This is a genomic window from Gemmatimonadota bacterium (assembly GCA_009838645.1).
In the GTDB taxonomy this organism is placed as follows: domain Bacteria; phylum JAAXHH01; class JAAXHH01; order JAAXHH01; family JAAXHH01; genus JAAXHH01.
Window position 1 is genome coordinate 542,178 of the sequence record VXRC01000049.1, and the last position, 25,859, is coordinate 568,036.

Below are 25,859 nucleotides of genomic sequence, written 5' to 3' on the forward strand. Positions count from 1 at the left end.
CTATATAACACGCGCCCGCGGCGGCGTCAACGCACAATTACGGGCGGCAAGGCGATGAAACCCCTTGATTACAACGCCCGCCGGCGGCTACTTTGCACCAGGTTACAGGTTACAGGTTACAGGTTACAGGTTACAGTTCCCGCATTCCGACCTTGCGGGAATCTCCGAATCTGTATCATCAGACTCCACAACCCGAGGATCGTGCAATGCCGGCATCACCAGCATCCGGCGATTCGTCCCGAATTCGGGACCTGCTGGCCCACCGCGGCGGGCTCGCTACCGTGTTGCGACCGGACCCGACCTTGTTCGAGCGGATCGGCGGCCGGTCCGTGGTCGCGGGCATCATCGACGGCCTGTATGACCGGATCGAAAAGGACGCCGAACTGCGTCCCATGTTCACCCGTACGCTGGCTCCCGAACGCATGAAGCAGAAGGCGTTCATGGAGGAGTGGATGGGCGGCGAACCGGGCTACACGCGGCACCACGCCTACGGCGGAATAAAAAACCGGCACGGTCACATACACATCACCAGGGCATCCGCCGACCGGTGGCTGTCCCACATGACCGCTTCGCTGCGGGATCACATCGGTGACGAACCGCTCGTTGCCGAAGCGCTGCACGTGCTCCGGCCCCTTGCCCACGGCCTCGTCAACGAGCGGAAACCCGCCCGGCAGGGATGGGAGATGAGATGTCACCGGGAGAAGCGATGGAGAGCGCCTGCCAGAATGGCGGCCAGGGGTCAGGCGGAAGCCCTCGAGCGCTGCCTGGACGAGGATCCGGCGGTGCTGGAGGATCCCCGTCACGGCGCGATCATCCTCGCGGAAGCGGCGTTGCGGGGTCACACGGGGGTAGCGGCCCTGCTGCTCGGCCGGGGTGTGGACGTAAATCTTCCGTCGGCCCATTCGAGCGACATCATGATGACCGCCCACTGTGCCGCACGGAGCAAGAAGAAAGACGAAACGGCCGCGTTCCTGCTGGAGCGGGGTGCCGTGTATGATGTCTTCAGCGCCTGTTTTCTGGGTGACCGGCACCGGGTAGGCGAGCTCCTGGATACAGCGCCCGGCCTGGTCGAGGTGCACGACCCCGCCTGCGACCTGCTGCCCGTCACCCCGTTGCATCATGCCGTGTACGGCGGACACGTAGAGGTCGCGAGGATGCTGTTCGACCGGGGTGCCAAAGTCGGCGTAAACAGCACGGCCCTGGTCCGTTACGCCGCCGGCAGACGGCGGACCGATCTACTTCGGCTGGTGCTGGAGCACGGCGCGGACGCCAGCCGGATCGGCTGTGGAAGATGGGTACTCGACGAGGAAGATTCGGCCCTGCTTATCGCCCGCGGCGCCGACGTCAACTATCCCGAAGGGAAATGGATCTGGACGGCCTGTACGGGGAACAACAGCCAGCGGGACGATCCACGGTACGTGCAGGCCCTGCTGGACAAGGGGGCCCGGATCGACACGGTTCTGCGCGGCGCCGGCGCCCTGCACTTTGCCGCCAAGGCCGGATTCACCGGGGTAATGGAGGTGCTGCTGGACAACGGTGCTCCGGTCGACGGGCGGAGCGAGAAGGGCGAGACCCCCCTGTTTTACGCGCTGAAGGCGGGTCCCCGGGCGGACATGGTGAAATCGGTGGCCCTGCTGTTGGCCCGCGGCGCGGACCCGGCCCGTGAAGACAGGCTGGGCAAGTCGCCCCTGGGCATCGCCCGTCGGATGAAGCGTCCGGACAAGGAACGCATCGTCTCGATGTTCGAAGCCGCTAGTCCTCCCGTACCGGCGTAATGTCCTTCAAATACGAAACCAGGGTCTCACGCTCCGGCGTCGAACCGTGGATTTCAATCCCCACTTCCGCCCATACCAGCGGCGTCGTGCCGTGTTCATCGTCTGTCGCACCCGGATCGGCGCCGGCATCGACGAGCATCTTCGCGATCCCGGTTTCTCCGCACAGATGCAGGGGCGTCTGCCCGGAATCCGCCCGGGCGTTCGCATCCGCGCCACAACCCAGCAGCACCCGGACCGTTTCCGGCCGTCCATGCTGCACCGCGGCGTGCAGGGGCGTCCCCACCACCGCGTGAACGCCGATCTTCCCTTCGTAGGCCACCGCGCCTGGATCGGTCCGGCAAAGCTGGCCGAGCTGGTCTGTCCTTCCGAGAACGGCGAGCTGGCAGGGATCCGCCGGCGCGCCCCGGTCGATCAGGTACTCCGCGAGACGGCGACAACGTTCGCCGCGGGACAGCGCCGCGCCCAGCGGCGTGTTGCCATCGCCGTCGGCCGTATCCAGCCGCGCTCCGTGGTCCAGCAGGATCCCGGCCGTTTCCGAGGACACAACCACGTGGAGAGGCGGTTCTCCTCCCAGACCCGGACGGGATGCCGCGCCGGGATCTTCCGCCAGCATCGCCCGGACGGCGGTGACATCATCAAGCAGGCACGCGGCGTGGAGGTCGACCTTCCCCCCGCCTTCTTGCAACAGCCGGGCCGCATCCATGTGCCCCCAGTGGGCAGCGAGGTGGAGAGCGGTCCAGCCGCCATAGGAATCGGTGCCGTGGTTCGGATCCGCCCCGTTGCGCAACAAAATTTCGATGACCTTCGTGTTCCCTCGTTCAGCCGACAGTTGAATCGGCACGGGACGGCCTCCCCAGCGCGGGTGGTCCATGGCATCGTTGACTATACTCTTGTCCTGCTCGAGGACGGCTTCGACGGACGTCGCGTCGCCACTCCATATGGCGGCACGCAACCGGCGCCGGCACACTTCCCGGCGAAGGACCGGCCAACTTGAAAACCCGTAACGCCGTGCAATGACCAACTGGGCATCGGCGAGTTTCGCCGCAGTGGGATCCATCGCGCGCGGATGCGCAGTGAACGATTCGATCGCCTCGGCGTCACCCGAGCGAAATGCCGTAAGGAGTTCCCGCGCCTGGGTTTTAAGCTGATCCAGGTCGGGATGCTGGGGAAGGGATAGAGAGGTATTCATCGGCGAATTCCTTTCCGTGGCGCTCCGATTCCGCATATTCGGAGAAGAAAGAGATTCGCGCAATCTATAGGTTGGATCAGGATTGGGTAGGCTCGGCCTTTTCCGCGGAATGGAGGCGCCCCTGTGCGCAACGGATAGTAAGCTAATGCCCGCTCCGATACGCGTCAAGCCCATCATCCCAATACGATTTATGCAGCGTTTTTCTCGAGGATCCGGGATAACAGCCCGTATCTGCGAACGCCAAACGGGGGATTTCGCCGTATGGACTTCAGGCGGCGCGCGCACTCCGGCAAGGCGTACAGCACGGCGCGGCGGGCATTCGGCGTATCTACCTCGGACAGGGCAAGCAGGGTGTAGTAGAAGGGGAACCGGCGCCACGCCCCCGCCCCGTCTTCGTGGCTTGCCAGTACGCCGATGCCTTCATCCAGGTGACGGGCGTAGTCGCCGAGACCGCCTACGGCCATATGACGCCAGAGCGCGACGGTGCAGGGACCGCAGCAGAACGTACCACGCGGTTTGCCCTTCGAGTGCGCCGCCTCGAAACACCCCAGTAGTAGGGTCGTTGCCGCCTCGAGTTCGGGCAGCCGGTCACGGCCGACGCGGCGATTCAGCAGGATGATCGCCCGGCAGGTTTCTTCGGCGTGGATATGTCGCAGCGACGCCGATTGAAGCCGCTCACCCGTGAAGGTATAGAGTTTGGATTGGCTGTCCTGTTCGGTAACGCCGAATGTCCCGGCATAGGCGGACTCGGCGCCGAAACGACCGGTGAGCCAGTCCAGGGCGCGTTCCGCTACGGTCCGGTCGAACGATTCACCGAGGAAGTGACGTTCGTTGATACGGTCCAGCGTTTCGGAGAGACTGTGGGGATGGGGTATGCTGTCCATGGTCTTCCTTGATGCCCGCCAGGTGTCAGCACAGTGGGCCGTTCCACCCGAATTATATTGACACAATGGGCCTTGCGCCAGTAAATCATCCTCGCTTCATCTTCATTTCCCGCAGGATCTTAGCACCATCAAGGTTAACCATGCAACACCGTATTGTAGTTAAAGAAAAGGGACGCTACAACGCGTTCCCCGTATTGAATCAACTTCCGGACGGGCGGCTGACGATCGGCTGTATCTCTTCGCCTTTCGGGGACCACTACGGTCTGGCCGGCTGGCTCACGTTTGAGTCCCGCGACCACGGACGAACCTGGACGCCGTCGGAAGATCCAATGCTGCCGCCTAACTGGCCGGGTACATCGCCGCGGGAACGGTACGACAGGCTTTCCGGCGTTTTACCCGACGGAACCCTGATGGCGGTGGGTTCGGTGGGACAGGAAATATGGCCACTGGACCGCCGGGAGGAAGCCGAGGCCCGCAGCCTGCGTTTCGTAGATGATGAGACGTACACCTCCCGTTTTCCGGGAAAGTTGATCATATCGGGGTATAGACTGTCGGTGATACGATCCCGGGATGGAGGACATACCTGGGATCGGCGCACCTGGACCGTATCAGGTTATGAATCCGCGGTCGGTTTTCCTCGCGGGACCGTACTCGAAGACGGAACGTGGCTGTTTCCCGTTTACACGACGCGCGCCGGGGGTGAGAGCGATTGCCTCCTGTTCCGGTCCAGCGACGACGGAGAGACCTGGCATCTCCATGAGGCGGTGCCGCGTATCGGCAGCGAATGGGCCCTGGTGGAGACGGAGCCGAACCGTGTCCTGGGCCATATCCGCTCGACGTGTTACTGGGATCCGGCTGCCGTTGAGCGTACCTATCACAGGGACCGGTTCTACACCATGGAAGTCTGGTCCGAAGACGGCGGCAGCACTTGGACCAGCCCGATCGAGGCGTCCTTCGAGGGCTATCCGAACCACCTGCTCAAACTGCGTGACGGACGGATTCTGTGTACCTACGGCTACCGCCGCGCCCCGATGGGTATACGGGCTCTGATCAGTGAGGACGGTGGTCGAACCTGGGACACGGACCACGAATACGTGCTTCGGGATGACGGTGGTGGGGTTTCGAGTGCATGGCCGCCGGAGAAGCGTCCCCGGATGGGCGGCGCGGACGTGGGCTATCCGATTTCGGCGGAATTGGATGATGGTACCATGCTGACCGTCTATTACATCACGACGGAAGACGAAACCACCCATGTCGCTGCCACCCTTTGGCATCCTGACCGGGACAGACCACCAGGTCCTCGAGGAGGGTGAGCAACCGGCGCTCAGGAAAGGGCGCCGGCTTGCCGCAGCACCCGCTCAGGCAACGGCGCCGGCTTGCCGCAGACGCTCCACGATGGCCGTGTGCCCGTACCGTTCGGCCCAGGCAATCGGCGTGGTCCAGGGTTCTCCGTCGGGTTGCGGATCGGCGCCGTGCTCGAGATAGAGATCGACCAGCGCATCGCGGTCCCAGCGGGCGGCCCAGGCCAGCGGTGTGGAATGGAGCAGCGTATCCCTGCCGTCGAGCGAGGCGCCGTATTCGAGGAGCAGGCGGGCGAACTCGATCCGTTCGTCCTCTTTCAAATTCGGTTCGCCCCAGACTTTTCCTGTAGCCGCGATGTAGTGCGGGAGTGAGGTATCGCGGCGGCCCTTCACGTTCGGGTCCACCCCGTGATCGAGGAACATGCGGAGGATCTCGGGAAACACGGATCGATCAAAATCCCGGTACTTGCGATGAGGACCGCAGGGCCAGATGCCGATGGGCTGGATGACGAGTCTGTACCACCGTGGATCGTCCAGGGCCCAGTCCAGTTTGCGCAGGCACACGCCCACCACGCTGGGATCGCCCCCGCAGGCGGCGCCCCACAGGATCTGCTCGACCAGGTCGGGCTGCAGGTTCAGCGCCATCACCGCGGCGGAAGTATCGCACTCCAGGGCCGCGCCGTCCGGCGTCATCGATCCTCCGTACCGGTACAGCAACTGCTTCATCCGCTCGTCCCGGTTATTGTAGGCACGGCTCATGGGATTGCCGGAGGCGTACACGGCGGCGTTGGCGTCGGCGCCCCGCTCGAGCAGCAACCGCGCGATATCGTGCTGGCCGTCGCCGGCGGCGATCCACAGCGGTTCTCCCCAGTTGTACGTCTCTTCCTCCAGGGACTGGATGCGGTACCGCTGGTTCGGGTCCATGCCGAGATCGAGCAGCAGCTTCACCATCTCGTACCGATTGTGGCGGACGGCGTCCCCCAGCAAGTGGGTTTCGGTATCAACATCCGGTTCGAACAGACCGGGGTGGCCTGCCGCGACCTGTCGCACGGCTTCCTCGTCCCCCAGCATCACGTTCGTACGCAGGCTCCTGGGGGCGCCCGCGCTCATGAGGATGCCGGCGGCCATGAAACAGCCTTCCGCCCGCCGCCGATCCGTATCGGCCGTTTGATCTACGGCCAGTTCGAGGGGGGTCCGATCTTCGAGATTGGTCTTGCCCGTGTCGGCCTTGACCGCCAGCAGCGCCTGAACGAGTCCTGGATGACCGTGGCTGGCCGCATGGTGCAGGACCGTATTCCCGTCTTCGTCGCAGGCCTCCGCGAGTTCGGGCGCGGCGTGGATTTCCCGCATCGCGCCGGCCACGTCGCCATCGGCGACTTTCTTGGCAAGCCGCACCACTTCCGGCGCTACGGTCAGATTCGGGCAGAGATTCGCTTCCCGCCGCCGCTCCATTTCCTCGTTGATCGTTTCTACGACGTCTTCAAAACCGCGGTCGCGCGCCATGACCAGGGGCGTGGAGGCATCCCGGTGGGGATAGACGCCCTGGTGCGGGTCGGCCCCCGCGGCCATCAACGCGGAAACCGCTTCGATCCGGCGGTTCATCACCGCGTGATGCAGGGCGCGGTGCTCGTCGTAGGAAGCGGTGTCCACACCCACCAGGTGGGGTGCTACCGCCAGAATTGAGTTTATGCGCTTCAAGTCTCCATCGGCCGACGCTTCGCAAAGCTCGGCCACGGTGAATGCGCCGGTGGTCGTATCGTTCGTCATGTTTCTTTCTCCTCAGAGTCGTCGTTGCCCGCGACGAGGTGGCCGAATCGATCCGCATAGACCTCCATGAGATCGTCATACCGGTCTTCCACGGTGGTCCCGGCCAGGTACGGTCCCAGGTGGTCGATGAAGGCGTGCCAGCCGGCGGAAAATCCCATCAGGATTTCCGGGGTGACGTGGGAATTCGTGAAGCGCAGACGCGTGCCGCCCTCGCAGGGCTCGAGCACCCACCGGACCACGGAAAGTCCCCAGGTATAGGCAAACACCCGTTCCGGTACCCATTCGCAGACCGTGCCTTCCAGGTTTCCTTCCGACTTGAAGTCCACGAAGATCCTGCCACCAAGGCGGCGGTCCAACGTGGCTTCGTATTTCATCCAGGCCGAGATCCCCTCCGCCGTCGTAACGGCCGCCCAGACAAGGTCGACCGGGAAGGGGTACACCCGCTCGATTTCGATACAGTATTCCGGCGATATCCTGGCTAGAGGTTCTGCCATAGTAATCACAGTGCTATGTTGTTAGTGTCAATTAGAACGGTCGGCGTTACAAATATGGGTATTGAGGTTTGTATTGACAGTGCAACCCGGCGGCACTAACCATGTTTTGTCGGTATTATGGGAGCGGTCAATGCGATTTGACAAGGAAAAACAGTGGATCGGCGCCGTGTACGCCGAAGACCTCGTCCTCATGGCCGAAATGCTGGCTGAAGATCCGTCTCTGGCAAATTTCAGCCACGAAGCTTTCGACGATCCTTACCGGGAGGGCCGCTTCCCGGTATATACCCTGTCTTTCGCCGTCGGCGGTCCTCCGCAACAGCAGATCGACTGGCGCCAGGTGGAACGAAAAACGAACTTCGACATGGTGAAGCTGCTCGTCGAAGCGGGCGCCGACCCCAATATCGAAAACGTGCACGGCCGGCCGCTCTGTATATGCCGTGAAGAACGTATGGCGCGGTACCTGATCGATCATGGCGGCGATATCAACCGGTGGCACGATAACGGGGGCGCGCCGGTGTATTTCGCGGTCTGGCAGATCGATCCCAACCGGTTGAAGATGCAGATCCGGCTGGGTGCCGATCCCGGACAGATCAATCCCCACAACGGATCATCCGCCTTTCATTCCGCCGCGGAAGTCAGGCCGGGCGACGAACAGGTTGCCGATCACCTCGAGATCATTCACGTGCTCAAGGAAGCCGGCCTGGATCCGAACCACCGCGCGGGAGTCGGCGTCCAGTCGGACTGGGGCCCCGTCTACCAGGGCGATGCACCGCTGCACATGGCCGCCCAGCTGAACAGGCCCGAAGTGATCGAGGCGCTGATTACCGCCGGCTGCAGCCGGTCCCAGACCAACGCCGCCGACGAAACGCCGCGAGAAACAGCCCGCAGGGTCGGGCGCGGCGAGGACATCGTCCGTATGCTCTAGGCTGGCGCGGAGACTGTCCATGGCTTACGATTTTACCGGCAAAGCCGCCATGGTAACCGGTGCGTGCAATGGAATCGGGCGATTCACGACGATTGCCATGCTGGAGGCCGGAGCCTCGGTGACCGCGGCAGACCTGACCCCCTGTCCACGCAGCCTGGAGCTTTTTCGGACACGCAGCGAGAAGGTGCACTTCATTCGCGCCGATGTAACCGATGCCGCCCAGGTCAGGACAGCGGTACGGCAGACCAGAAAACGCTTCGGAAGCCTGGATTTCGCCGTCAACAACGCAGGTGTCTTCAGGTACCAGACACTGACGCACAAATGGAGAGAAGACCAGTGGGATGACATGATCGACGTCAACCTCAAGGGCGTCTGGCTCTCCATGAAATACGAGATCCCCGTCATGCTCGATCAGGGCGGCGGGGCGATCGTAAACGTCTCGTCCGTCGCCGGCCTTGTGGGCATAGGCGGCATGTCCGGCTACGCCGCCAGCAAGCACGGCGTGATCGGCCTGACGAAATCCGCGGCGCTGGAATACGCCCGGGAAGGCATTCGAATCAACGCGGTATGCCCCGGCAGCCTGACCCGACCGTCCCTTCGCTTCCCTCGCGTCTTCACCGAGGTCAAGGAGGACGACGGACGGCACCCCATGGGACGTTGGTGCAGGGGCGAGGAAGTGGCGGACGCTATTCTCTGGCTGTGTTCGGACCGGTCCTCCTTCACGACGGGCCACGCCCTGTCGGTAGACGGCGGATGGGCAGCTCGCTGAAAGACGTACTGCTTCAGGCCACAGAATCTCAGGCCCGACCGCTTTTCGATTTTCAACGACCGGAGTATCAAACTCATGTCCCTCTTGACTTTCAAACTACTTTCCGCGGCCGCGATACTCGCCATCGCGGTGATCGGTGGGTTGATCCCCCTCTACGCCGCCAGACACGAAAACAGCCGGCGGTTTTTCTCGCTGGGAAACGCTTTCGCAGGCGGACTGTTTCTGGGTGTCGGTTTTATCCACCTGCTGCCGGAGGGCATGGAAAAGCTCGAGGGGGTCACGGACTACCCCCTGGCCGTATTGCTGGCCGCGATCGGCCTGGTGGGACTGCTGCTGATCGATCGCGTCGTTTACGGGGAGCACCACGACACCGGGCATACCGAGGACGGTGAACAGCACTGCATCTACCCGTACGTGCTGCTGGTGCTGCTGTCGGTGCATTCCGTCATCGCAGGCATATCCCTCGGCATCGAATCCCATTTTTCGGGACTGGCCATCATATTGCTCGGGATCCTCTGCCACAAGGGATCGGCCGCCTTCGCCCTGATGATCAGCGTCCTGCGGGCCGGCATCGAACAGCGGCGCCATCGGCCCATCCTGGCGGTTTTCGTATCGATGACGCCGATGGGTATTCTGATCGGCATGGGGGCCGCCATGACCCTGCATGAGAGCGAGACCGTTACGACCGTGATCGAGGGGAGTTTCAACGCCCTTGCGGCGGGAACGTTCATCTACGTGGCCATCATCGACATCATCGACGCGGAGCTTTCGAGGCGCAATGTACGCGTAGCGAAATTCGTCATGAGCGTACTCGCCGGCGAAGACGACCAGCCCATGCCCACCCGGGACCACGACCGCTTGTATAAATTCGCCCTGGTCATCCTGGGTATCGGACTGATGGCGCTGCTGGTGGAATGGGCGCACGCCCACTGACCTGCGGCATACCTCCCGCCCACTCAGCCGATGTGCACCTTTTCGCCGGTCTTCGCGCTGTCGTACATCGCATCGAGCAGTTGCATGTACCGGTAGGCGTCGTTCGCATCGACATCGGGTGCTACGCGGCCGGCGACCGCCCGGGCGAAGTGTTCGACTTCGTGGAAGAAGGGCAGGCCGTCTTTCGGCGGATCGGAATGGGGCACGTCGGATTCGTCGTCGATCTCCCGGGAGGTGAAAACGCCGTCCTCCATGTTCCACAGTTGACCGTGGGAATAGGCGCCCTCGCTACCGTAGACCTCCACTACGGTGGGCGTATCGCAGTGCACCCATCGGGAACAGTCGATCTGGATCGTCTTTCCTCCTTCGAAACCGGCTATCCCCGAGAAATAGTCTTCGGCCGGTCCTTCCGGTCCGTCATACAGTGCCTCGACGACGTGCTTGGCGGCAAAGGCCCACTGGGGATCCGGACAGCCCATCCACCACCAGGCCAGGTCCAGTTCGTGGGACGCGTGCTGGCCCAAAGCGCCGCCCTTCTGGCCGAAGACGTGGGTCCAGGCTTCGGGACTGTCCAACGGCGCCCTGTGGTTGTATTTCAGAAAGATGCGGGCGTGATACGGTTCGCCGATGCGCCCCCGGCTCAACGCGACGCGCGTCCTGCGGTTCACCGGGGCATGACGCATGAAGAAGCAGAACTGCATCGTTACGCCGGCGCGCTCGGCCGCTTCCTTGAACGTCAGGATGTGGTCGGCGCGGGTGGCGTGCGGTTTCTGCACCAGCACGTGCTTGCCCGCGGCAATCGCGTCGAGGACCATGGGATAGCGGGCGGGCGGATTCACCGCCAGGAGGACGGCTTCCACGTCCTTGTCGGCCAGCAGGTCCTGGTAGGGTCCGTACAGACGGGGGATGCCCTCCTCACGGCCCACCCGACCCAGTCGCTCCTCGATCAGGTCGCTTATCGCGACGACGTCGAGCAGCTTGCTCGCACAGGCCGAACGAATGGCGGCATGGCCGGCCCCTCCGCAGCCCACTACACCGAACCGAATCGCTCTTTCCTTTTGTGTCATCGTTTGTTTCCCGTGTTGGGAACGGCGGGATCTAGGGCGACAGCCGTTCGATCACCCAATGACCGTCTGCGCCGCGCCGGTAACGTATACGATCGTGCAGGCGTAGTTCCCGTCCCTGCCAGAATTCGAACTCATCGGGCGAAACGCGGTATCCGCCCCAGTCTTCGGGACAGGGAACGTCACCTGATGGGTGTTCCGCCTTTAGTGCCTCGTAGCGGTCTTCCAGCACCTTCCGATCGGAAATGACCTCGCTCTGACTCGAGGCCAGGGCCGCCAGGCGGCTTTCCAGGGGCCTGGACCGGAAGTAACGGGCGGATTCTTCTTCGGATACCCGGTGAACCGCGCCCGCAATCCGGATCTGGCGTCCGAGCTCGCGCCAGTAGAACACCAGCGCGGCCCTGGGATTCTCGTCCAGGTCCCGGCTCTTCGCGCTTCGGTAGTCCGTGTAGAATACGAACCCCCGCTCGTCGACCCCCCGCAGCACGACGATCCTGGCCGACGGCACGCCGGCCCGCGAAGCCGTGGCGACCGTCATTACGTCCGCCAGCTCGATTCCCGCGTCGACCGCGTTCCCGAACCAGATGTCGAACTGCTTGAACGGATCTGGATTCAGATCCTGTTCTTCCAGACTGCCGAATACGTATTCCCTGCGGAGTGCGTCCGGGTCCATGAGGGTGCTTTCCGTGCTGTCCGTGCTGCCGTGTGGTCCGTACGGTCCGCCTACCGCCATATGGCGAGAATCGCGCCCATCACCACGCTGTAGAGCACGCGGTATCCGGACTGGATCAACCACAGTTTCAGCCCCGTGTCGCCGAAGGCGGCGTCTGAAGCCATCGCCGTGGCGATAAAGCCGATGCCCACGAGGAGTCCGATCGTCACGCCTCCGCCCAGCGTCGATATGTTCAAGGCGCTGATTAACATCGCGAGTACGACCGCCGTAATCAGTGCGGTGAAGAAACTGATGACGAAGGGGGTGGCGGACGGCTGAATCTGGTCCGCCGTCTTGCCCAGCGCGGACAACCACGCTTCGCCGAAAATCGGGCCGTACCAGATCGCGCCGAGTGCGAATCCAGCGACGGTTGCCACGAGAATGGCCAGCCAGTTCAGTCCGGTTAACTCAAGCATGACGCCTCCTTGGTTCAGCAGGGGTTTATTGTGGTACGTCGGTCTCTTCCAATGGTTCGCTTTCGGTTTCACCGGTGGATTCCGAGATGGTTCCGTCATCCGGAGATTCCATCATCGGCTTGATCACGTACCGCAGGATGGTGACGTATTCCTCGGGGTTTCCCCTGAAAATCATGCCGGGTCCCTTCAGGTACTCTTCTTCGTGAGGGCCGGCGAAGGTATATCCTCTTTCCGCCGCGAAGCTCCGCAGTCTTTCAATGGAGGGTGTTTCGTCTTCATAGGGACCGATGTAGAGCAGTTCCACGACTTCTCCGTAATCCCAGGTCGAAAGCGAAACCGTCATGCCGGGTATGTGGACGTACTCCGGCAGTTCCTCCACTGAATCGGGAACGGGTATGCCATAGATACCGACCCACTCTTCCCTGGGCTGATCGGGCGAGACCGGCCAGCGGGCCCTGGGCGCCGGCAGGGGCCAGTAATCCACGCCATCGACACTGTAGTACAGATCGTACAGCAATTCGTAAGCTTCGGATGCAACGTGGTCCGGGTCGCCCCTGGCCTCGACCACGATCATCCGCTGGGGCTGCATGGTTGAAATCGCGGGTTCGACGAGATGGCCATAGGAGGAAAGGTCGGGGCCCTTCCACAGATAATACCCCATGACGGACACACCGGCCACGACCGCGACGACAAAGACCAGCAACAGTTTTTTTATCATAATCCTCCCATCCCCGTCATTCGCGGGTTCGAACGCGGATCAGGCTTTCATCGCGGATCAGGCTTTCATCGCGGATGCGCCGTGCCGTATGGCGCGGCGGCCGTAGCGGTCCCTGATGGTGTCGAGGGCGCGCACGAGACGATCGGACTTCCCGTCGCCTTCCCTGAATAGATCCGTTTGCACCGGTTCCTCCGGCCTTACCAGATTGCCGACGGCCACGCCGAGCAGCCGAATGCCCGTCCTGCCGTCCCATACGCCGTCGAACAGTTCCACGGCCGTCTTGCCGATGACGAAATCGTTGTCTGTCGGCGCCACGGCCGCCTGCCGTGTGAGGGTCTTGAAGTCCCCGAACCGGACCTTGACCCGGACCGTCCTGCCCAGCCGCCCCGCTTTCCGCAGCCGGCGTCCCACCTTGTCGCTCTGGTCCACCAGCACGCCGTGGCATTCCTCCCGGTCCGACAGGTCCGTGCCGAACGTGTTCTCGTGGCCCACCGACTTCGCGGGATGCCCGGTCACCACGGGCCGGTCGTCCTGTCCCCGGGAGATCCGCGCGAAATGGGCGCCGGCGGCGTTACCGAGCAACCGTTGCAGTTCCTCCGATGATCGCTGCTGCACATCCCCGATCATCCGGAGTCCGTGACGGACCATGCGATCCTGCATGTCCCTGCCCGCGCCCCACAGGCAGGATACGGGCAGGGGCGCCAGGAAATCCATCACGCGGACCGGAGGGACGATCACCAGGCCGTCGGGCTTGTCCAGGTCGGAGGCCACTTTGGACACGAATTTGCACGGCGACACGCCGACGGAAATGGTGAGGCGCGTTTCCTTCAGCACGTCCGCCTTGATCGACCGGGCGATCGCTTCGCCGTCGCCGAACAGCTGCGACGAACCAGTGACGTCCAGGAACGCCTCGTCGAGCGACAACGGTTCGACGAGGGGCGTGTACCGGTGGAAGACCTCCTGTACCTGCCGTGAAACCGCTCCGTAAGCCTCCGATCTGACGGGCAGGAAGATCCCATGGGGACACAGCTTCCTGGCCGTCGTGCCCGGCATGGCGGAATGGACACCGTATTCGCGCGCCTCGTAGGAACAGGTCGACACGACGGACCGCGGTCCATCGCCGCCGACGATGACCGGCTTGCCGCGCAGTTCGGGACGGTCCCGCTGCTCGACGGCCGCGAAGAAGGCATCCATATCCGCGTGCAGGATGGTGCGTGGGCTATTCACGGCAGATGCAAAAACGCTGTGGATGTGTATGTGTTGACTGAATACTATACATCCAATTAAACTAAACGCACGGCTGGCATACAAGGGCTTTGTTGATCGGCAGGCTCAGGGCGTCTTTTCACCGTACTACCGACGGAAGTGAGGCCATCGTGTCCGAACATGCAGACCTGAACGCGACCTTGATCGACGCCGTGGAGAACGGCGACCTGGCGAAGGTTCACAGGGCGATCGAGCAAGGTGCCGACGCGGCGATCATTACCCCCGCGCACATACCGCCTCAGCAGGAAACCGATGAACACTACGAGATCATGAGATACCTTTTTACCGTGGGCACCGACGTGAACTTTGCGGGATTCGACGAGGGCATCCTCATGACGTTTTCCGCCTACCGCGGCCAACTGCGGTACCTGCGCCTATACCTGGAAGTGGGTGCCGGGGCGGACATCAATCTCGCCCAGCCCATGAACGGCGTCACGGGACTGCACGTGGCGGTCCAGCACAACCTCCCGGACGTCGTGCGTTTCTTCCTCGAGAACGGCGCCAACGTCGACCAGGCCTGCCACGAAGACGCGCCGACGACCGACCCCGGACACGTATACGGTGAAACGGCCCTGCATTTCGCCGCCGCGGGGGCCGACCGGGAAATCGTCGAATTGCTCCTGGCCCACGGCGCGGACCGATCGGCGAAATCCTCCAGGGGAGAAACACCGCTGGACTACGCGGTCCGCAACCATCGGCCGCCGGACGTGCTGCAGTTGTTCGGTTAAGATGTTAATTCGATGAAATGCGTTTCAGTGCGAACCCGGCTGCAGCCGGCGCGGCATGCGGAAGTCCAGGAGCGCTTCTTGAAACTCGGGCGTAGGTACCGGGTCGGTTGCACACCTGAACGTCCAGCCGTCGGCTTCTACTGACGGGTTTCCATAAAGCCCTGACAGCACGCTCACCATACACTCCGAACAGTCGATGGAAGACCGGACGGGGTATACCGCACCTGTGCGGCCTGCGCCGGTTCCTGTGCCCGTGCCCGCGCCAGTGCTTGCGCCCGTCGCCGCGCCCTTCCCCGCCCTCCTGGACAACTCGTCCGAATAGCGTGTCAGCGAAATCCGGTATCCCGTCCCATCGCGCGCGACGCAGACCAGGTGGCCCCGGTCCACGCATTCTGTGCGGATGGTGTTCCACGGGATGATTACGCGCGGATTCGAGACGCGGTAGCGCAGGTCCGGCGTCCATTCCAGGGCAACGGCCAGGACGGGCAGTCGGTCCTTCACGTCGCAGAATGCCCTGGCGAATGCTAAATCGGTGTGATAATCCGGCAGAAAAGCCCTGGCGTTTCCATGGTGAATCAGGAACAGCAGGGCGCCCCGCTTTCCTTCCGCGTGCATCTGTGCCAGGGCGAGCAGATGCCTGCGCCCCCGGTCCGTGACCGCGTCGGGAAACATGGCGATACCGTTCGCGGACAGGGTACAGGACTTGACTTCCAGGTACAGGTCTGCCGCATTGTCCCGCAAGAGGAGGTCGAACCGGTGGACGCCGACGGTCACCTCCGTTCCCGCGACCTCGAAGTCCCTCAGTCCGGGGACCGCCCTGTCTTCGACCAGGTTGCGTGCCGCGAGGTTGTTCAGATGGGTGTGGAGGAACACGATGCGCTCCCGGTAGCGCACGGCCATCACCGTATACCGCGTCCTTCGGTCCGCCCGTCGGCCGTGATCGGCCAGGATCAGCCGTACCCCCGGCAGAAGCAGTTCTCTCATCCTGCCGGGATTCGGCATGAAGACGTACTCCTCCATGCCGTCGATCAGGCACGTTACGCTGAATCGGTTGGCCCGGGACAGATACGTCCCCTCGACGAGGGAGAGGGAAGTAATGGGCGGGTAGAACGAAGGTTCAGATGGCATGCCGATCCTGCGCGCTCAGTCGCATAGTAGTTCCCGCAGCCGCCGGATCATCCGGTCCACCTCGCCCGGTTGAAGCGTACCGAGTTTCACCCGGAAGCGGCCGTTTCTGCACCAGGTAACGATCGAGGGCTCACCGTCGAGCAGCAGCCGTTCGAACTCCTGGTCCGACCACCCCCGCCGCGCGAGATCGATATCGATCGAGACCACGTCGCCGCTTCGCTTGACCGACTTCACCAGGGATGAGGAGGACAATCCCTTTCGGATTTCCAGCCCCATCCGGTTAACTTCCCGGCGGACCGCGTCCTCGTCCCTTTCCATGATGTGCTTCACCGCCGCATAGACGCCGGCCAGCTCTTCCTTTCCGACCTTCATGGTACGGCCGATGGCCCGGTTGGGATTGCCGTGGGCGGCACATGCTTCCACGAGGGACTTCTTCCCGATAACGAGCCCGGTGGTCTGGGGACCGCGGATCGCCTTGCCGCCGCTGGCGATGATGGCATCGACGCCTAGTTCGCGGGTGAAGTACCGGAAATTGGCCCTTGGCGGTATGCTGAACGCCGCGTCCACGAGCACCGGCACACCGCGCGCGTGGGCGATATGGACGATCCGGTCGATGGGCAGCATGCGGCCCCAGGGCGACAGGGTCAGCACGGCGGCCGTGCGCTCGCTGATGCAGGCGGCGAGTTGTGCTTCAGTAGCGCCCCGTTCGTCGCCCATTTCCACGACCGTCGCGCCGGGGACCTGGATGGCGATGTCCTCGTAAAACCGCGCGCACCGGTGCACGATGACTTCGTTCTTCATGCCCGTCGTATCGGGCAGTTGTTCGATTCGGACCGGATCCTTGCCGGCCATGCAGGCCGCGACGGCCAGCGCGATTCCGCTCGCGGCGCCGCAGCTCACGTACGCGGCTTCGTTCCCTGTCAACCCGGCAATGGCCTCGCCGACCCGGGTCTGCATTTCGTACAGGTTGACGTACTGGCGGGACGCCTCGACCATGGCTTCCACCGCGCAGGGCCACATGATCGACCCGCCGTACCGCGTATAGTGGTCCGCGGCGTTGATGAACGGACGGACGCCCAGTTCCTCATAAACTCCCATGTCTGCTACCTCGCAAGCTTCTTCTGAGTGATGTTGATGAAATCCTGCGGTCCGACTGGATTCGGACGACGAATACCAACGTACTTTCGGCACGAGAGCCGGACAAGTCCAATAACCGGTGTTGATTTGCTTTGCCAGCGGGCTAAGGGGAAAGTAGGTTTATAACGGCTGGTTGACCTGAAATGGTGGTATATGAAGAATGACGTTTTAAAGATAGCTGCGAAGACCGAAAATCGATGGAAGCTGCATCTGGACCGAAGTGGAGAGGAACTCTGTCGGGTCGAACTGGTCAGGGAGCGCCTGCGCATCGGACACGCGATGATAACAACTGGTGGAGTGGCCGGACTCCATACACCGCATGATCGACGTCGGGAAGGACATGCTCGCCGGTTGATGGAGGCGTCCCATCGTTTCCTGCGAGAACAAGGTTGCTCCATTGCCTTGATGAATGCTATTCCCGGCTTCTACCACCGTTTCGATTACGACGTGGTGTTTCCGGTATATCGACTCTTCGTAGAAACCGACAACCTGCTTCAGACCCGAAGGCAACACGGTGTACGCCGGGCGCGCGTCAATGAACAACCTGCGCTGGTAAGGCTTTACAACCAGTGCAATCGATATCGTACCGGTACCCTGGTCCGTCCTGCGGACTGGCGCTTCGACAGACTGATCAACTATGGCAGGCCGCCGGGGACACTATTGCTCGCTGAGGACCAACGGGGACGGGTGACGGGGTACGCACTATGCAGACCGCGTGGCGACCGGTATTTCGTACAGGAATTGAATGGTCGTTCACACGTCGCGTTCGAGTCGCTGGCTAACGCGATCGGTACACGGGCTCGCCGGGCCGGATTCGAGCGCGTCCACTTCAGGATGCCGCTTGACCATCCGTTCGGCGTCTTTTGCAGCCGGCTGGGATGTGTGTGGGAGATCCAGTATCACGTAAACGCGGAGGATATGGGGCGCGTGCTCGATCTGCCCCGTTTCCTTCTGGAATTGCGATCGGATTTGGGTTTCAGGCTGCGAGATGCGAAGTGGACTGCAAACGTCGGTCTCTGGTTCGTCACGGATTCCGGTGCCGCAGGGCTGCAGGTCGAACACGGCAGGATACGCCGGTTCAAGCATCGTCAACCGGACGCTCATGAAGTAACCATCCCACAGGCCGCACTGCTCCAACTGGTGCTGGGTTACCGTACGGTCGACGATGTGGCAGGTTCGCCAAACGTACGGATGCCGGTTTCCGTTAAATCGGTCATGGAGGTCCTTTTTCCGCAAACACCCGCGACCATGCCCATGATCGCGATATGACGACTGTGGAGTAAGGGTTGTTGGTGAACTCCACGCCAATCCAGGAGGGGCACACTATGGGTAGAACGATCAGAATCGTCCTGGCGGTGGTGCTGGGCATGGCGGCCGGTAGCGCGGTCAACATGGGCCTGGTTTTGTTGGGCCCCATGGTCATACCGCCGCCGCCCGGCGTCGACGTAACGGATATGGAATCCCTGGCGTCGTCCATGCACCTGTTCCAGTTCCGGCATTTCGTCTTTCCCTTCCTGGCTCATGCAGCCGGCACGCTGGCAGCCGCGTACCTGGCCGTGAAGATTGCGTCGGGGCACAGGTTGAAGCTATCCATGCTCATCGGATCACTGTTTCTCCTCGGCGGCATCGCCAATGCCATGATGCTGCCCGCTCCGGGCTGGTTCATCGCGGCGGACCTGATCGGTGCGTATCTGCCCATGGCATGGATCGGCGGGCGGTTGGCGGCCAGGGATTGAGACATGTCGTGCCCGGAAGGTCCAATCGGTATGGAGTCCGTATCTGACGAAGCCTTCCTTGCGAGGTTCGAACGCGGAGATCTGGAAGCCGCGCAGGCCGCTGTCGAAAGCCAGCCACGGCTCGCAGGCTACGACGGGATCGCGGCCCATCCTCTTCTGCGAGAATTCGTCCGCCGGAATTGCGGCCACTGCTATAAGCCGGCCCACAGGGCTATTGCGGACCTGCTGATTCCCGACCGGGTGCGCGCCTTCAGGGATGCCGTGATGGCGGACCGGATCGAAGCGGTCCGGTCCAGGCTGACGGAAGATCCCAGGCTCGTACATGCCGAATTCACTGGAGGCCGGGGGATCGCTCGGGCGATACATCACTGGCGGTCCGTCCCCGTCGGCAGGATGCTGCTGGACGGCGGGGCCGACGTGAACGCCCTGACTACGGTGGGATGTGCCGGGGAAACCCCGCTCATGATGCAACTGCGATTCGGCACCCTGGAAGGCGCGCGATTCCTGCTGGAAAACGGCGCGGAACCGAACCGGGGCGGCCTCAAGCATACGCCGAGCGCATCGATGGCGAAGGGCCTCGGACTGCTGGTCAGGCACGGTTGGGACATCAACGAACGGGTGGACGGTCGCACCCTACTGCACCACGACGCCAATCACGGTCACGGCAAGCGGGTCCGTCTGCTCCTGGATCTCGGGGCCGATCCCAACCTCCGGGATGGTGAAGGCCGTACCGCGCTGCACCTGGTCTGCGCGAGAGGGACGGGAACCGGTACGATCCGTGCGCTGGTCGAAGCCGGCGCCGACCCGGACGCGCTGGACCACGGGGGCAGAACGCCGCTGGACTGTGCCGCTTTCGCAAGGGGCCGGACGGCGTTCCAAGCGCTCGTTGAACTTGTCGGCAAAACCGGTTGAAAACGAGGTCCGGCCGGGCGGCATCGGCCAGGCAACATAAAGGATTCGATCGGGTAACGGATCGGCATATTCGAGCAACGGATCGGAGCAACGCACTGGAAATCAAAGGAAAGTACCCCGACCGCGCCGCGCGCATGGCGTTTCCAGGAAAGTTCCGTGGACGGGTGTACCTGGACGCCTGCCGGACCGGGTTCATGATCTGTCCGGGTCTGGGTCCCGATTACGGACGGCCCTACTACGACGACCGCTGGGGCGACGAGACCGACTGGATCGACGGCAAAGCCGCCTGGTCCCTGTTCAAAGCCGGCGCTGCCGGTGATCTGGCGGCCATCGCGGCACTCCTCGACGAAGATCCGCGCCTGGTGAACGCCTTGCACTGGTACACCCAGCCGGTGCACATGGCCGCGCGCCACGGCCATGCCGATGCCGTGCAACTGCTACTCGACCGGGGCGCCGATCCCGGTCTCAACATATTCAATTCGACCTGGGCGCGTCTTCTCGAAGGCGCCCGGGAACGAGGCTTTGACGACGTGGCAGCAGTTCTAGAGATATCGATGAACGCCCAGTTCGGCTACGATCGCGCGTTCAGGGAGATCGTCGATCTCATAAAGGCAGGCAGCTTCGAGCGCGTTGCATTCGAGCGTGTTGCAGCGGTATTGCGCGAACAGCCCGAATTGGCCCGGCGAGCGGCCGAAGACGGAAACAGCGGTCTTCACCTGGGCGTACTGAACGGCCGCAAAGACATGATCGAGCTTTTTCTAAACCGCGGCCTGCCCGTCGATACCCGGCGAGCGGACGGCAAGACCCCGCTGACCCTGTCCTTCGATGTCGGATTCGGACTCGATCCGCCGGATCCGAAACTCGGTCTCACGGAGTTCCTGTTGGAGAACGGCGCACATTACGCCATTACAGCGGCCTGCCACCTGGGCGACCTGGATCGGGTAAAGTCGATACTCGAAGCACATCCCGCCGAAAAGCACCGCGATGCAGCCCTGAGGTCCCCCCTGTCCTATGCGGTGCGCGCAGGACATGAACCCATCGTTCGACTGCTGCTCGAAGCGGGCATCGACGGACACGCCGTAGACGAAGCGCTCTTCGTGGCCGTGTGGCACAAGCAGGCGGATCTGGCCGCACTGCTTCTGGATCACGGCGCCAATCCCAACGTGGAACTGGACTCCTGCGGATGCGCCGCGGGCACGAACGATCAATCCATAAGAGACCTGCTTATACACCATGGCGCGGTATACCCACCGTCCTGGAGCCTGGACCGCGTAGCACTCCGGAAACTGGTAGACGGCAAGTCGAACCGGGTCCGGGATCCTTATGTGGCCGCTGAAGTGATCGGTTCGGAAGACGAGCGACTGATCGATACATTGCTGGCCGACGATCCCTATACGCCGGGACGCCTGGTAGATCTTCAGTACCTGCCGGGCTGGGGCGACAACGCCGCGATCACAGGCAAGCTGGTCGCGGCGGGCCTGGATCCGAACCGCCGCACTTTCGAGGGCCAGACCTACCTGCACGTCTGCGCCCGGCAGGGCTGGGCATCCACCGCCCGGTCTCTGATCGAACTCGGCGCGTCGGTGAACGTACTCGATGAGAAAGATGGCCGCACGCCCCTGGCGGTCGCGGTCGAGCACAGCCAGACCGGCATGGTTCGCCTGTTGCTGGAACATGGCGCCGACCCCGGCCTGGCCGACTGGCCCTGGACCCTTCCGCTGGCGATCGCCGCGGAGAAGGGAGAAGATGAGATTACCGAATTGATCCGGGAGTGGAGGGACTGAGGATGCATAACGGCCGGGTCATCAAACCGTGGAAAGAAACTCGTCCCAGCCGGCTCGGACCGTCGCTTCCACGACTTCGGGATAGCCGAAGGCATACCGCTCAGCCAGCGAACGCCCGACGCGGGCGACCTCATCCCGATGCCGTTCGATCAGCGCTTTCAGTTCGTTGCGGTTTCGCACCGGCGCTCCGAGGACTTCCAGCGCGTTTCTTCCGGTTATTCCGATCGACCGGACCTGGGGCGTCAGCGTATGAATAGTCGGCGTCTCCTTGCCCGTATCCCGTCCGGATGCGTGTATCGCCCAAAGCCTGATCAGAATCGCGCGCTCGGTCTGCAGTCCCACGACGACCATGGGATCGAGCCCGCGGTACAGCACCTTGCGATGTTTGTTGGAGTTAATCCAGAAATCGACGATCAACTGGCCAACAGTACCGGGATCCGGATCCGTATCCGGCGATCCGGGCGATACAGCGGCCGATACAGTGACCGGTTCCGTGAAACTCTCGGCCAGCGCGGGGTCCCGGCAACCAAGCAGGCGGCTGGTGCCATGCAGGGCAAGCCGATCGATCCGCTGGATGCCGAGGTCGTACATTTCGCCGGTTTCGAGCAGAACGTGATGCAAGATCGCTTCTTCTTGCGGAAAAAGCCGTTGGTGCGCGAAACACAGGTCCTTAAAAAGCGCCGTAAAATCGGGAGTTTGCCATTTCCGGAATCGCGCGGCGGGAACCGCCAACCGAAGATCCACGTCGCTGTACCGGTCCGCGGTCCCCTGACCGAAGCTGCCTTCGATCCAGAAGGCCCGCACCTCTTCGTTGGACCAGATTTCAGGTGCGACTCGCTTGAGCGTTTCCACCTGGGGCAAATCAGGTAGAAACGAGAAATCCAAACCCATGACTACCCCTGTCTACGACGGAGCGTTTCTTATTACATTCGTACCGCACAGTACCGAACAATTTCGGGACATTACCGCGCATGTGTTCGGTAGATGCACAAACTTCCGTATAGACATTCGTCCGATTCTAGTCTGAATGGAAGCACGATCGCGAGGATGGTGAGAAAGTATGGCCGACACCGCCATAGTGCAACTGCCCGATCAGCCCGACCTGGTACGCTTGGAAGCAGAGGCTGAAGGCCTGCTCGAGGAAGGTTCCTGCCCATCGCTGCCCGATGCACGGCAGCGGATCGCAGACCGTTACGGATTTCCCAGTTGGTCGAAACTAGCGTCCTACGTCGGGTCGATAGGCACTATGGGGACACTCGAACGGGCGATCCAGGCGGACGACACCGATCGGGTGAGGCTGTTGCTGCGGGACGATCCCGGACTGATACACCGGGAGGGGCACTGGGTTAAGCGGCGCCGGCACAACGGTTACCGGCCCCTGGCCTACGCCGCCTTTTTCGGCAGGACCGGGGTCATGAAGACCTTGATCGATGCCGGGGCGGATGTACACGAAGGGGAGGAAAAGGCATTGCGGGCCGCGGCGTGCTTCGATCGGAACCTCCCCGCCGTCGACTTGCTGCTCGGCCGCGGCGCGGACCCCGACGCGTCGACGACCTCGCCCTCCGGTGTACCGTACCGGGTGATCGACTATCCCTGCATGACGTTGGCGCCGGCAATGCTGGACCGCCTGGCCTCGGCGGGCGGTACGCTCTTGTCGGATAACGCCGGGATGATCCTGGCGACGAATGAAAGACGACCTGTCGACAAGGCCGCGTGCCTGCGCGTCCTTAAGCAGGCGGGGATATCGTTGCCGGACACACCGCCCATGGCGCTGCATCTCAGGGACAGGGACCGTCTCGAGTGGCACCTGGACGGCGATCCTCACATGCTCGAGAGGCTGTTCAGCGTGGAGGAGATCTTTCCATCGGACTTCGGGATCAGGCATCCCGCTCCTTACGCCTGTGCGACCCCTTTGGCCGGCGGCGTAACGCTGCTTCACATGGCCGTCGAGTTCTGCGACGTGGAAATGGCCCGGTGGCTGCTTGAACAAGGCGCCGACGTCAATGCGCCCGCCGGAACCGACGACGAGGGGTACGGGGGCTGGACGCCGCTATTCCATACCATGGCCTCTCTGCACGTGCCGCGCAACTTCACGGACATGGCGGACCTGCTCCTGGAACACGGAGCCGACCCGGCGGTGCGCGCGTCCCTTCGCAAACCGACGCCGGAGGGCGGGGAATACACGTGGAGGGATGTGACGGCGGCCGAGTATGCCCGGAGATTCGTCTATCCCGATCTCGTGAACCAGGACGCGCTTCGACACGTCACGGAGGCGGGTGGCTGAACCGTATCCGCAGGCCGCAGGCGGCCGATCCGAACCCGAGAATACGCAGCATGCCAGAACTAGATCCAGTCCCACCCAGACCATGGCCGTATCCGGTCGCCCTGGACGATATCGCCGGCGAAGCCCGCGAGCTGTTCGAGGCACACCGGGCCGGTGCGGAAGCAGTGCCGGACAAGGCAGCCCGGAACCTTCCCGCACCGGATCCGTCCACCCTCACCCCGCAGGACGCCCGCGACGCCGTGGCCCGTAGCTACGGATTCACGGACTGGAGCTGTGTCGAACGGTACTTCCGCACGGTCGAAGACTACACACGCAGTCCCAACGTGGAACCCACGCCGTCGAATCCGTGTGACGGCGCCGGATACGCCGACGATTTCATTCGTCTCGCCTGTCTGACGCAGGGCGCCCAGGATCACCCGTCGAGGTGGGCAAGGGCACGGAGTATGCTGGATGCCCATCCGGAACTTTCCCGGATGAGTATTTACGCCGCCGCCGCGGCCGGTGACGTTTCCGCCGTGTCCGCTTTTCTGAAAGCAAGCCCCGAAATTGCGAAGACTCCGGGCGGCCCCCATGACTGGGAACCCCTGCTCTACGTGGCGTTTTCCCGTCTGGACCCCGGGACATCGGAACCTGTGGCCGTCCAAACAGCCCGGTTGCTGCTCGCCCATGGCGCCGACCCGAACGCGGGATATCTCTGGGCGGGCTTCCCCTGTCCTTACACCGTCCTGACCGGGGTATTCGGCGAGGGGGAAAACGGCCCGGCGAGGTGCCCGCCCCACCGGAATTGCTACGAACTGGCGGAGCTCCTAATCGCGGCCGGCGCCGATCCCAACGATTCGCAGACGCTCTACAACCGGATGTTCAGCCGAGACGACGAGCACCTGCGGTTACTGTTCGTCCACGGACTGGGAAAGGAAGGGAAACGGCCCTGGTACCGGTTACTGGGCGAGCAATCGAAGGGCTGGGTGAGCAGTCCGGCTGACATGCTGGCCTATCAACTACAATGGGCTGCTCGGTGGAACTATCCGGACCGGGTACGCCTGCTGGTCGAGAACGGGGCAGACGTTAACCGGCCGTCCAATCGGCCTGATGCGCGCTCCCCTTACGGCGAAGCCGCCTACCACGGGAATGAGGCCATCGCCGAGTACCTGGCGGCCCGCGGCTCATGTACGTTCCCGCTGGACGAACTGGACCGATTCGCCGGTGCCTGCATCGCTGGAGACACGGACCGGGCCCGCGCGTTGCTGGCCCGCGATCCATTGCTTGTCGAAAAACTCGGAGATCGCGGTAACGCGCTCATGGAGAACGCCATTGGATCGGACAACGGGGACGCGGTCCGGCTGATGGCCGAACTGGGGTTCGACTTGAATGCCTGCGGAATGCACGAAGCGGCCCGGTACGGCCACCTGGACATGATCAAGCTGCTGGTCGAGCTGGGGGTTGATGCATCACAACGAGATAGAGGACACGGCATCGACGCGATCGGTCATGCCAGCCACTACCAGCAGGACCATGTGGTCGACTATCTGGCACCGTTTGCCGGGGTACACCGGCTCGTAAAATCGGATCTGCTGGACCGCGTTCGGGAGCTACTGGAGAATGACCCCGCCTGCGCCCGCGAACGGGACGACGGGGGGAACACGCCGCTGCACTGTCTCGACGTGGATAACCGGATGGAGGATACCGAGGAGATACTCCGGCTGCTCGTAACGCACGAAGCCGATGTCAATGCCAGAAACAACGCGGGCCTGACACCGCTCGACAGACTGGAGCGTCTTGCCGGTTTGAGTCGAAGGGACGACCTGGCCGAATTACTGCGCGGATACGGGGGCGTGGAATCAGACGTCACGGACACGCCGAAGGACCGCCCGGGGTCCTGAATCGGCACCCGCCGCGCCGGATAGCATGACGCCCATCCCGATGAATCCTCAACCGTT

24 protein-coding genes are annotated in these 25,859 nt (G+C 62.8%); 12 read left to right on the top strand and 12 right to left on the bottom strand.

Features of this window, described 5'->3' with window-relative positions; translation table 11 throughout:
* Positions 1–206: 206 nt before the first annotated feature.
* Positions 207–1,775: a hypothetical protein gene (locus F4Y38_16280; protein ID MXY50838.1), complete on the top strand. Its 1,569-nt coding sequence runs from the start codon at positions 207–209 to the stop codon at positions 1,773–1,775.
* On the opposite strand, the gene F4Y38_16285 is transcribed toward F4Y38_16280, so the two are convergent.
* Both F4Y38_16285 and F4Y38_16290 read right to left on the bottom strand, forming a co-directional pair.
* The gene (locus F4Y38_16285) at positions 1,753–3,141 is read right to left on the bottom strand and encodes a hypothetical protein (protein ID MXY50839.1); all 1,389 of its coding nucleotides are present in this window, start codon (positions 3,139–3,141) and stop codon (positions 1,753–1,755) included. The genes F4Y38_16280 and F4Y38_16285 overlap by 23 nt on opposite strands.
* 11 nt (positions 3,142–3,152) lie before the next feature.
* Positions 3,153–3,848 carry a hypothetical protein gene (locus tag F4Y38_16290; GenBank protein MXY50840.1) on the bottom strand — a complete coding sequence of 232 codons (696 nt, stop codon included), beginning with the start codon at positions 3,846–3,848 and terminating at the stop codon, positions 3,153–3,155.
* Between the two features lie 11 nt (positions 3,849–3,859).
* Here F4Y38_16290 and F4Y38_16295 point away from each other — a divergent pair, with 11 nt between their 5' ends.
* A complete protein-coding gene (locus F4Y38_16295; GenBank protein ID MXY50841.1) occupies positions 3,860–5,161 on the top strand; it encodes an exo-alpha-sialidase in 1,302 nt (433 codons plus the stop codon).
* A 45-nt stretch (positions 5,162–5,206) separates the two neighbouring features.
* Here F4Y38_16295 and F4Y38_16300 read toward each other — a convergent pair whose 3' ends face one another.
* Together F4Y38_16300 and F4Y38_16305 are read right to left on the bottom strand one after the other, a co-directional pair.
* The gene (locus F4Y38_16300) at positions 5,207–6,916 is read right to left on the bottom strand and encodes a hypothetical protein (protein MXY50842.1); all 1,710 of its coding nucleotides are present in this window, start codon (positions 6,914–6,916) and stop codon (positions 5,207–5,209) included.
* The gene (locus F4Y38_16305) at positions 6,913–7,410 is read right to left on the bottom strand and encodes a hypothetical protein (protein ID MXY50843.1); all 498 of its coding nucleotides are present in this window, start codon (positions 7,408–7,410) and stop codon (positions 6,913–6,915) included. The genes F4Y38_16300 and F4Y38_16305 overlap by 4 nt, the downstream gene beginning before the upstream one ends.
* Positions 7,411–7,540: 130 nt before the next feature.
* Between F4Y38_16305 and F4Y38_16310 the strand changes: the two genes are divergently transcribed.
* The 3 genes from F4Y38_16310 (at position 7,541) to F4Y38_16320 (ending at position 10,037) form a co-directional block, all read left to right on the top strand.
* Positions 7,541–8,335, top strand: coding sequence for a hypothetical protein (locus F4Y38_16310; GenBank protein MXY50844.1), 795 nt, complete (start codon positions 7,541–7,543; stop codon positions 8,333–8,335).
* 19 nt (positions 8,336–8,354) lie between these two features.
* Complete coding sequence (locus F4Y38_16315; protein ID MXY50845.1) at positions 8,355–9,104, top strand: SDR family oxidoreductase; 750 nt, start codon at positions 8,355–8,357, stop codon at positions 9,102–9,104.
* 75 nt (positions 9,105–9,179) lie between these two features.
* Positions 9,180–10,037: a ZIP family metal transporter gene (locus tag F4Y38_16320; protein ID MXY50846.1), complete on the top strand. Its 858-nt coding sequence runs from the start codon at positions 9,180–9,182 to the stop codon at positions 10,035–10,037.
* 23 nt (positions 10,038–10,060) lie between these two features.
* Here the strand turns inward: F4Y38_16320 and F4Y38_16325 are convergent, their stop codons facing one another.
* The 5 genes from F4Y38_16325 to dinB are packed head-to-tail and all read right to left on the bottom strand — an operon-like array spanning position 10,061 to position 14,174.
* Positions 10,061–11,104, bottom strand: coding sequence for a Gfo/Idh/MocA family oxidoreductase (locus tag F4Y38_16325; GenBank protein ID MXY50847.1), 1,044 nt, complete (start codon positions 11,102–11,104; stop codon positions 10,061–10,063).
* 31 nt (positions 11,105–11,135) lie between these two features.
* Positions 11,136–11,774, bottom strand: a complete 639-nt coding sequence (gene pdxH / locus F4Y38_16330) for a pyridoxamine 5'-phosphate oxidase (GenBank protein ID MXY50848.1) — start codon at positions 11,772–11,774, stop codon at positions 11,136–11,138.
* A gap of 50 nt (positions 11,775–11,824) precedes the next feature.
* A complete protein-coding gene (locus F4Y38_16335; GenBank protein MXY50849.1) occupies positions 11,825–12,328 on the bottom strand; it encodes a DUF1761 domain-containing protein in 504 nt (167 codons plus the stop codon).
* On the bottom strand, positions 12,255–12,947 hold the full coding sequence (locus F4Y38_16340) for a hypothetical protein (protein ID MXY50850.1): 693 nt from the start codon (positions 12,945–12,947) through the stop codon (positions 12,255–12,257). The genes F4Y38_16335 and F4Y38_16340 overlap by 74 nt, the downstream gene beginning before the upstream one ends.
* Positions 12,948–13,004: 57 nt before the next feature.
* Positions 13,005–14,174 carry a DNA polymerase IV gene (gene dinB / locus F4Y38_16345; protein MXY50851.1) on the bottom strand — a complete coding sequence of 390 codons (1,170 nt, stop codon included), beginning with the start codon at positions 14,172–14,174 and terminating at the stop codon, positions 13,005–13,007.
* Positions 14,175–14,323: 149 nt separating this feature from the next.
* On the opposite strand from dinB, the gene F4Y38_16350 reads away from it, so the two are divergent.
* Entirely contained in the window at positions 14,324–14,941 is a 618-nt protein-coding gene (locus tag F4Y38_16350; GenBank protein MXY50852.1) for a hypothetical protein, read from the top strand.
* Positions 14,942–14,965: 24 nt separating this feature from the next.
* On the opposite strand, the gene sfsA is transcribed toward F4Y38_16350, so the two are convergent.
* Positions 14,966–16,069, bottom strand: a complete 1,104-nt coding sequence (sfsA, locus tag F4Y38_16355) for a DNA/RNA nuclease SfsA (protein ID MXY50853.1) — start codon at positions 16,067–16,069, stop codon at positions 14,966–14,968.
* Between the two features lie 15 nt (positions 16,070–16,084).
* Positions 16,085–17,167 carry an aminotransferase class V-fold PLP-dependent enzyme gene (locus F4Y38_16360; GenBank protein MXY50854.1) on the bottom strand — a complete coding sequence of 361 codons (1,083 nt, stop codon included), beginning with the start codon at positions 17,165–17,167 and terminating at the stop codon, positions 16,085–16,087.
* A gap of 192 nt (positions 17,168–17,359) precedes the next feature.
* On the opposite strand from F4Y38_16360, the gene F4Y38_16365 reads away from it, so the two are divergent.
* From F4Y38_16365 to F4Y38_16380, 4 genes are all read left to right on the top strand, one after another.
* A complete protein-coding gene (locus tag F4Y38_16365) occupies positions 17,360–18,475 on the top strand; it encodes a GNAT family N-acetyltransferase (GenBank protein ID MXY50855.1) in 1,116 nt (371 codons plus the stop codon).
* A gap of 56 nt (positions 18,476–18,531) precedes the next feature.
* A complete protein-coding gene (locus F4Y38_16370; protein MXY50856.1) occupies positions 18,532–18,942 on the top strand; it encodes a hypothetical protein in 411 nt (136 codons plus the stop codon).
* Positions 18,943–18,945: 3 nt separating this feature from the next.
* Positions 18,946–19,854 carry a hypothetical protein gene (locus F4Y38_16375; protein ID MXY50857.1) on the top strand — a complete coding sequence of 303 codons (909 nt, stop codon included), beginning with the start codon at positions 18,946–18,948 and terminating at the stop codon, positions 19,852–19,854.
* Positions 19,855–19,988: 134 nt separating this feature from the next.
* Positions 19,989–21,638, top strand: coding sequence for a hypothetical protein (locus F4Y38_16380; protein ID MXY50858.1), 1,650 nt, complete (start codon positions 19,989–19,991; stop codon positions 21,636–21,638).
* A gap of 21 nt (positions 21,639–21,659) precedes the next feature.
* Here the strand turns inward: F4Y38_16380 and F4Y38_16385 are convergent, their stop codons facing one another.
* Complete coding sequence (locus F4Y38_16385) at positions 21,660–22,529, bottom strand: hypothetical protein (protein MXY50859.1); 870 nt, start codon at positions 22,527–22,529, stop codon at positions 21,660–21,662.
* A gap of 169 nt (positions 22,530–22,698) precedes the next feature.
* On the opposite strand from F4Y38_16385, the gene F4Y38_16390 reads away from it, so the two are divergent.
* Together F4Y38_16390 and F4Y38_16395 are read left to right on the top strand one after the other, a co-directional pair.
* Positions 22,699–23,922, top strand: a complete 1,224-nt coding sequence (locus F4Y38_16390) for an ankyrin repeat domain-containing protein (protein MXY50860.1) — start codon at positions 22,699–22,701, stop codon at positions 23,920–23,922.
* 50 nt (positions 23,923–23,972) lie between these two features.
* A complete protein-coding gene (locus F4Y38_16395) occupies positions 23,973–25,802 on the top strand; it encodes an ankyrin repeat domain-containing protein (GenBank protein ID MXY50861.1) in 1,830 nt (609 codons plus the stop codon).
* Positions 25,803–25,859 lie beyond the last annotated feature (57 nt).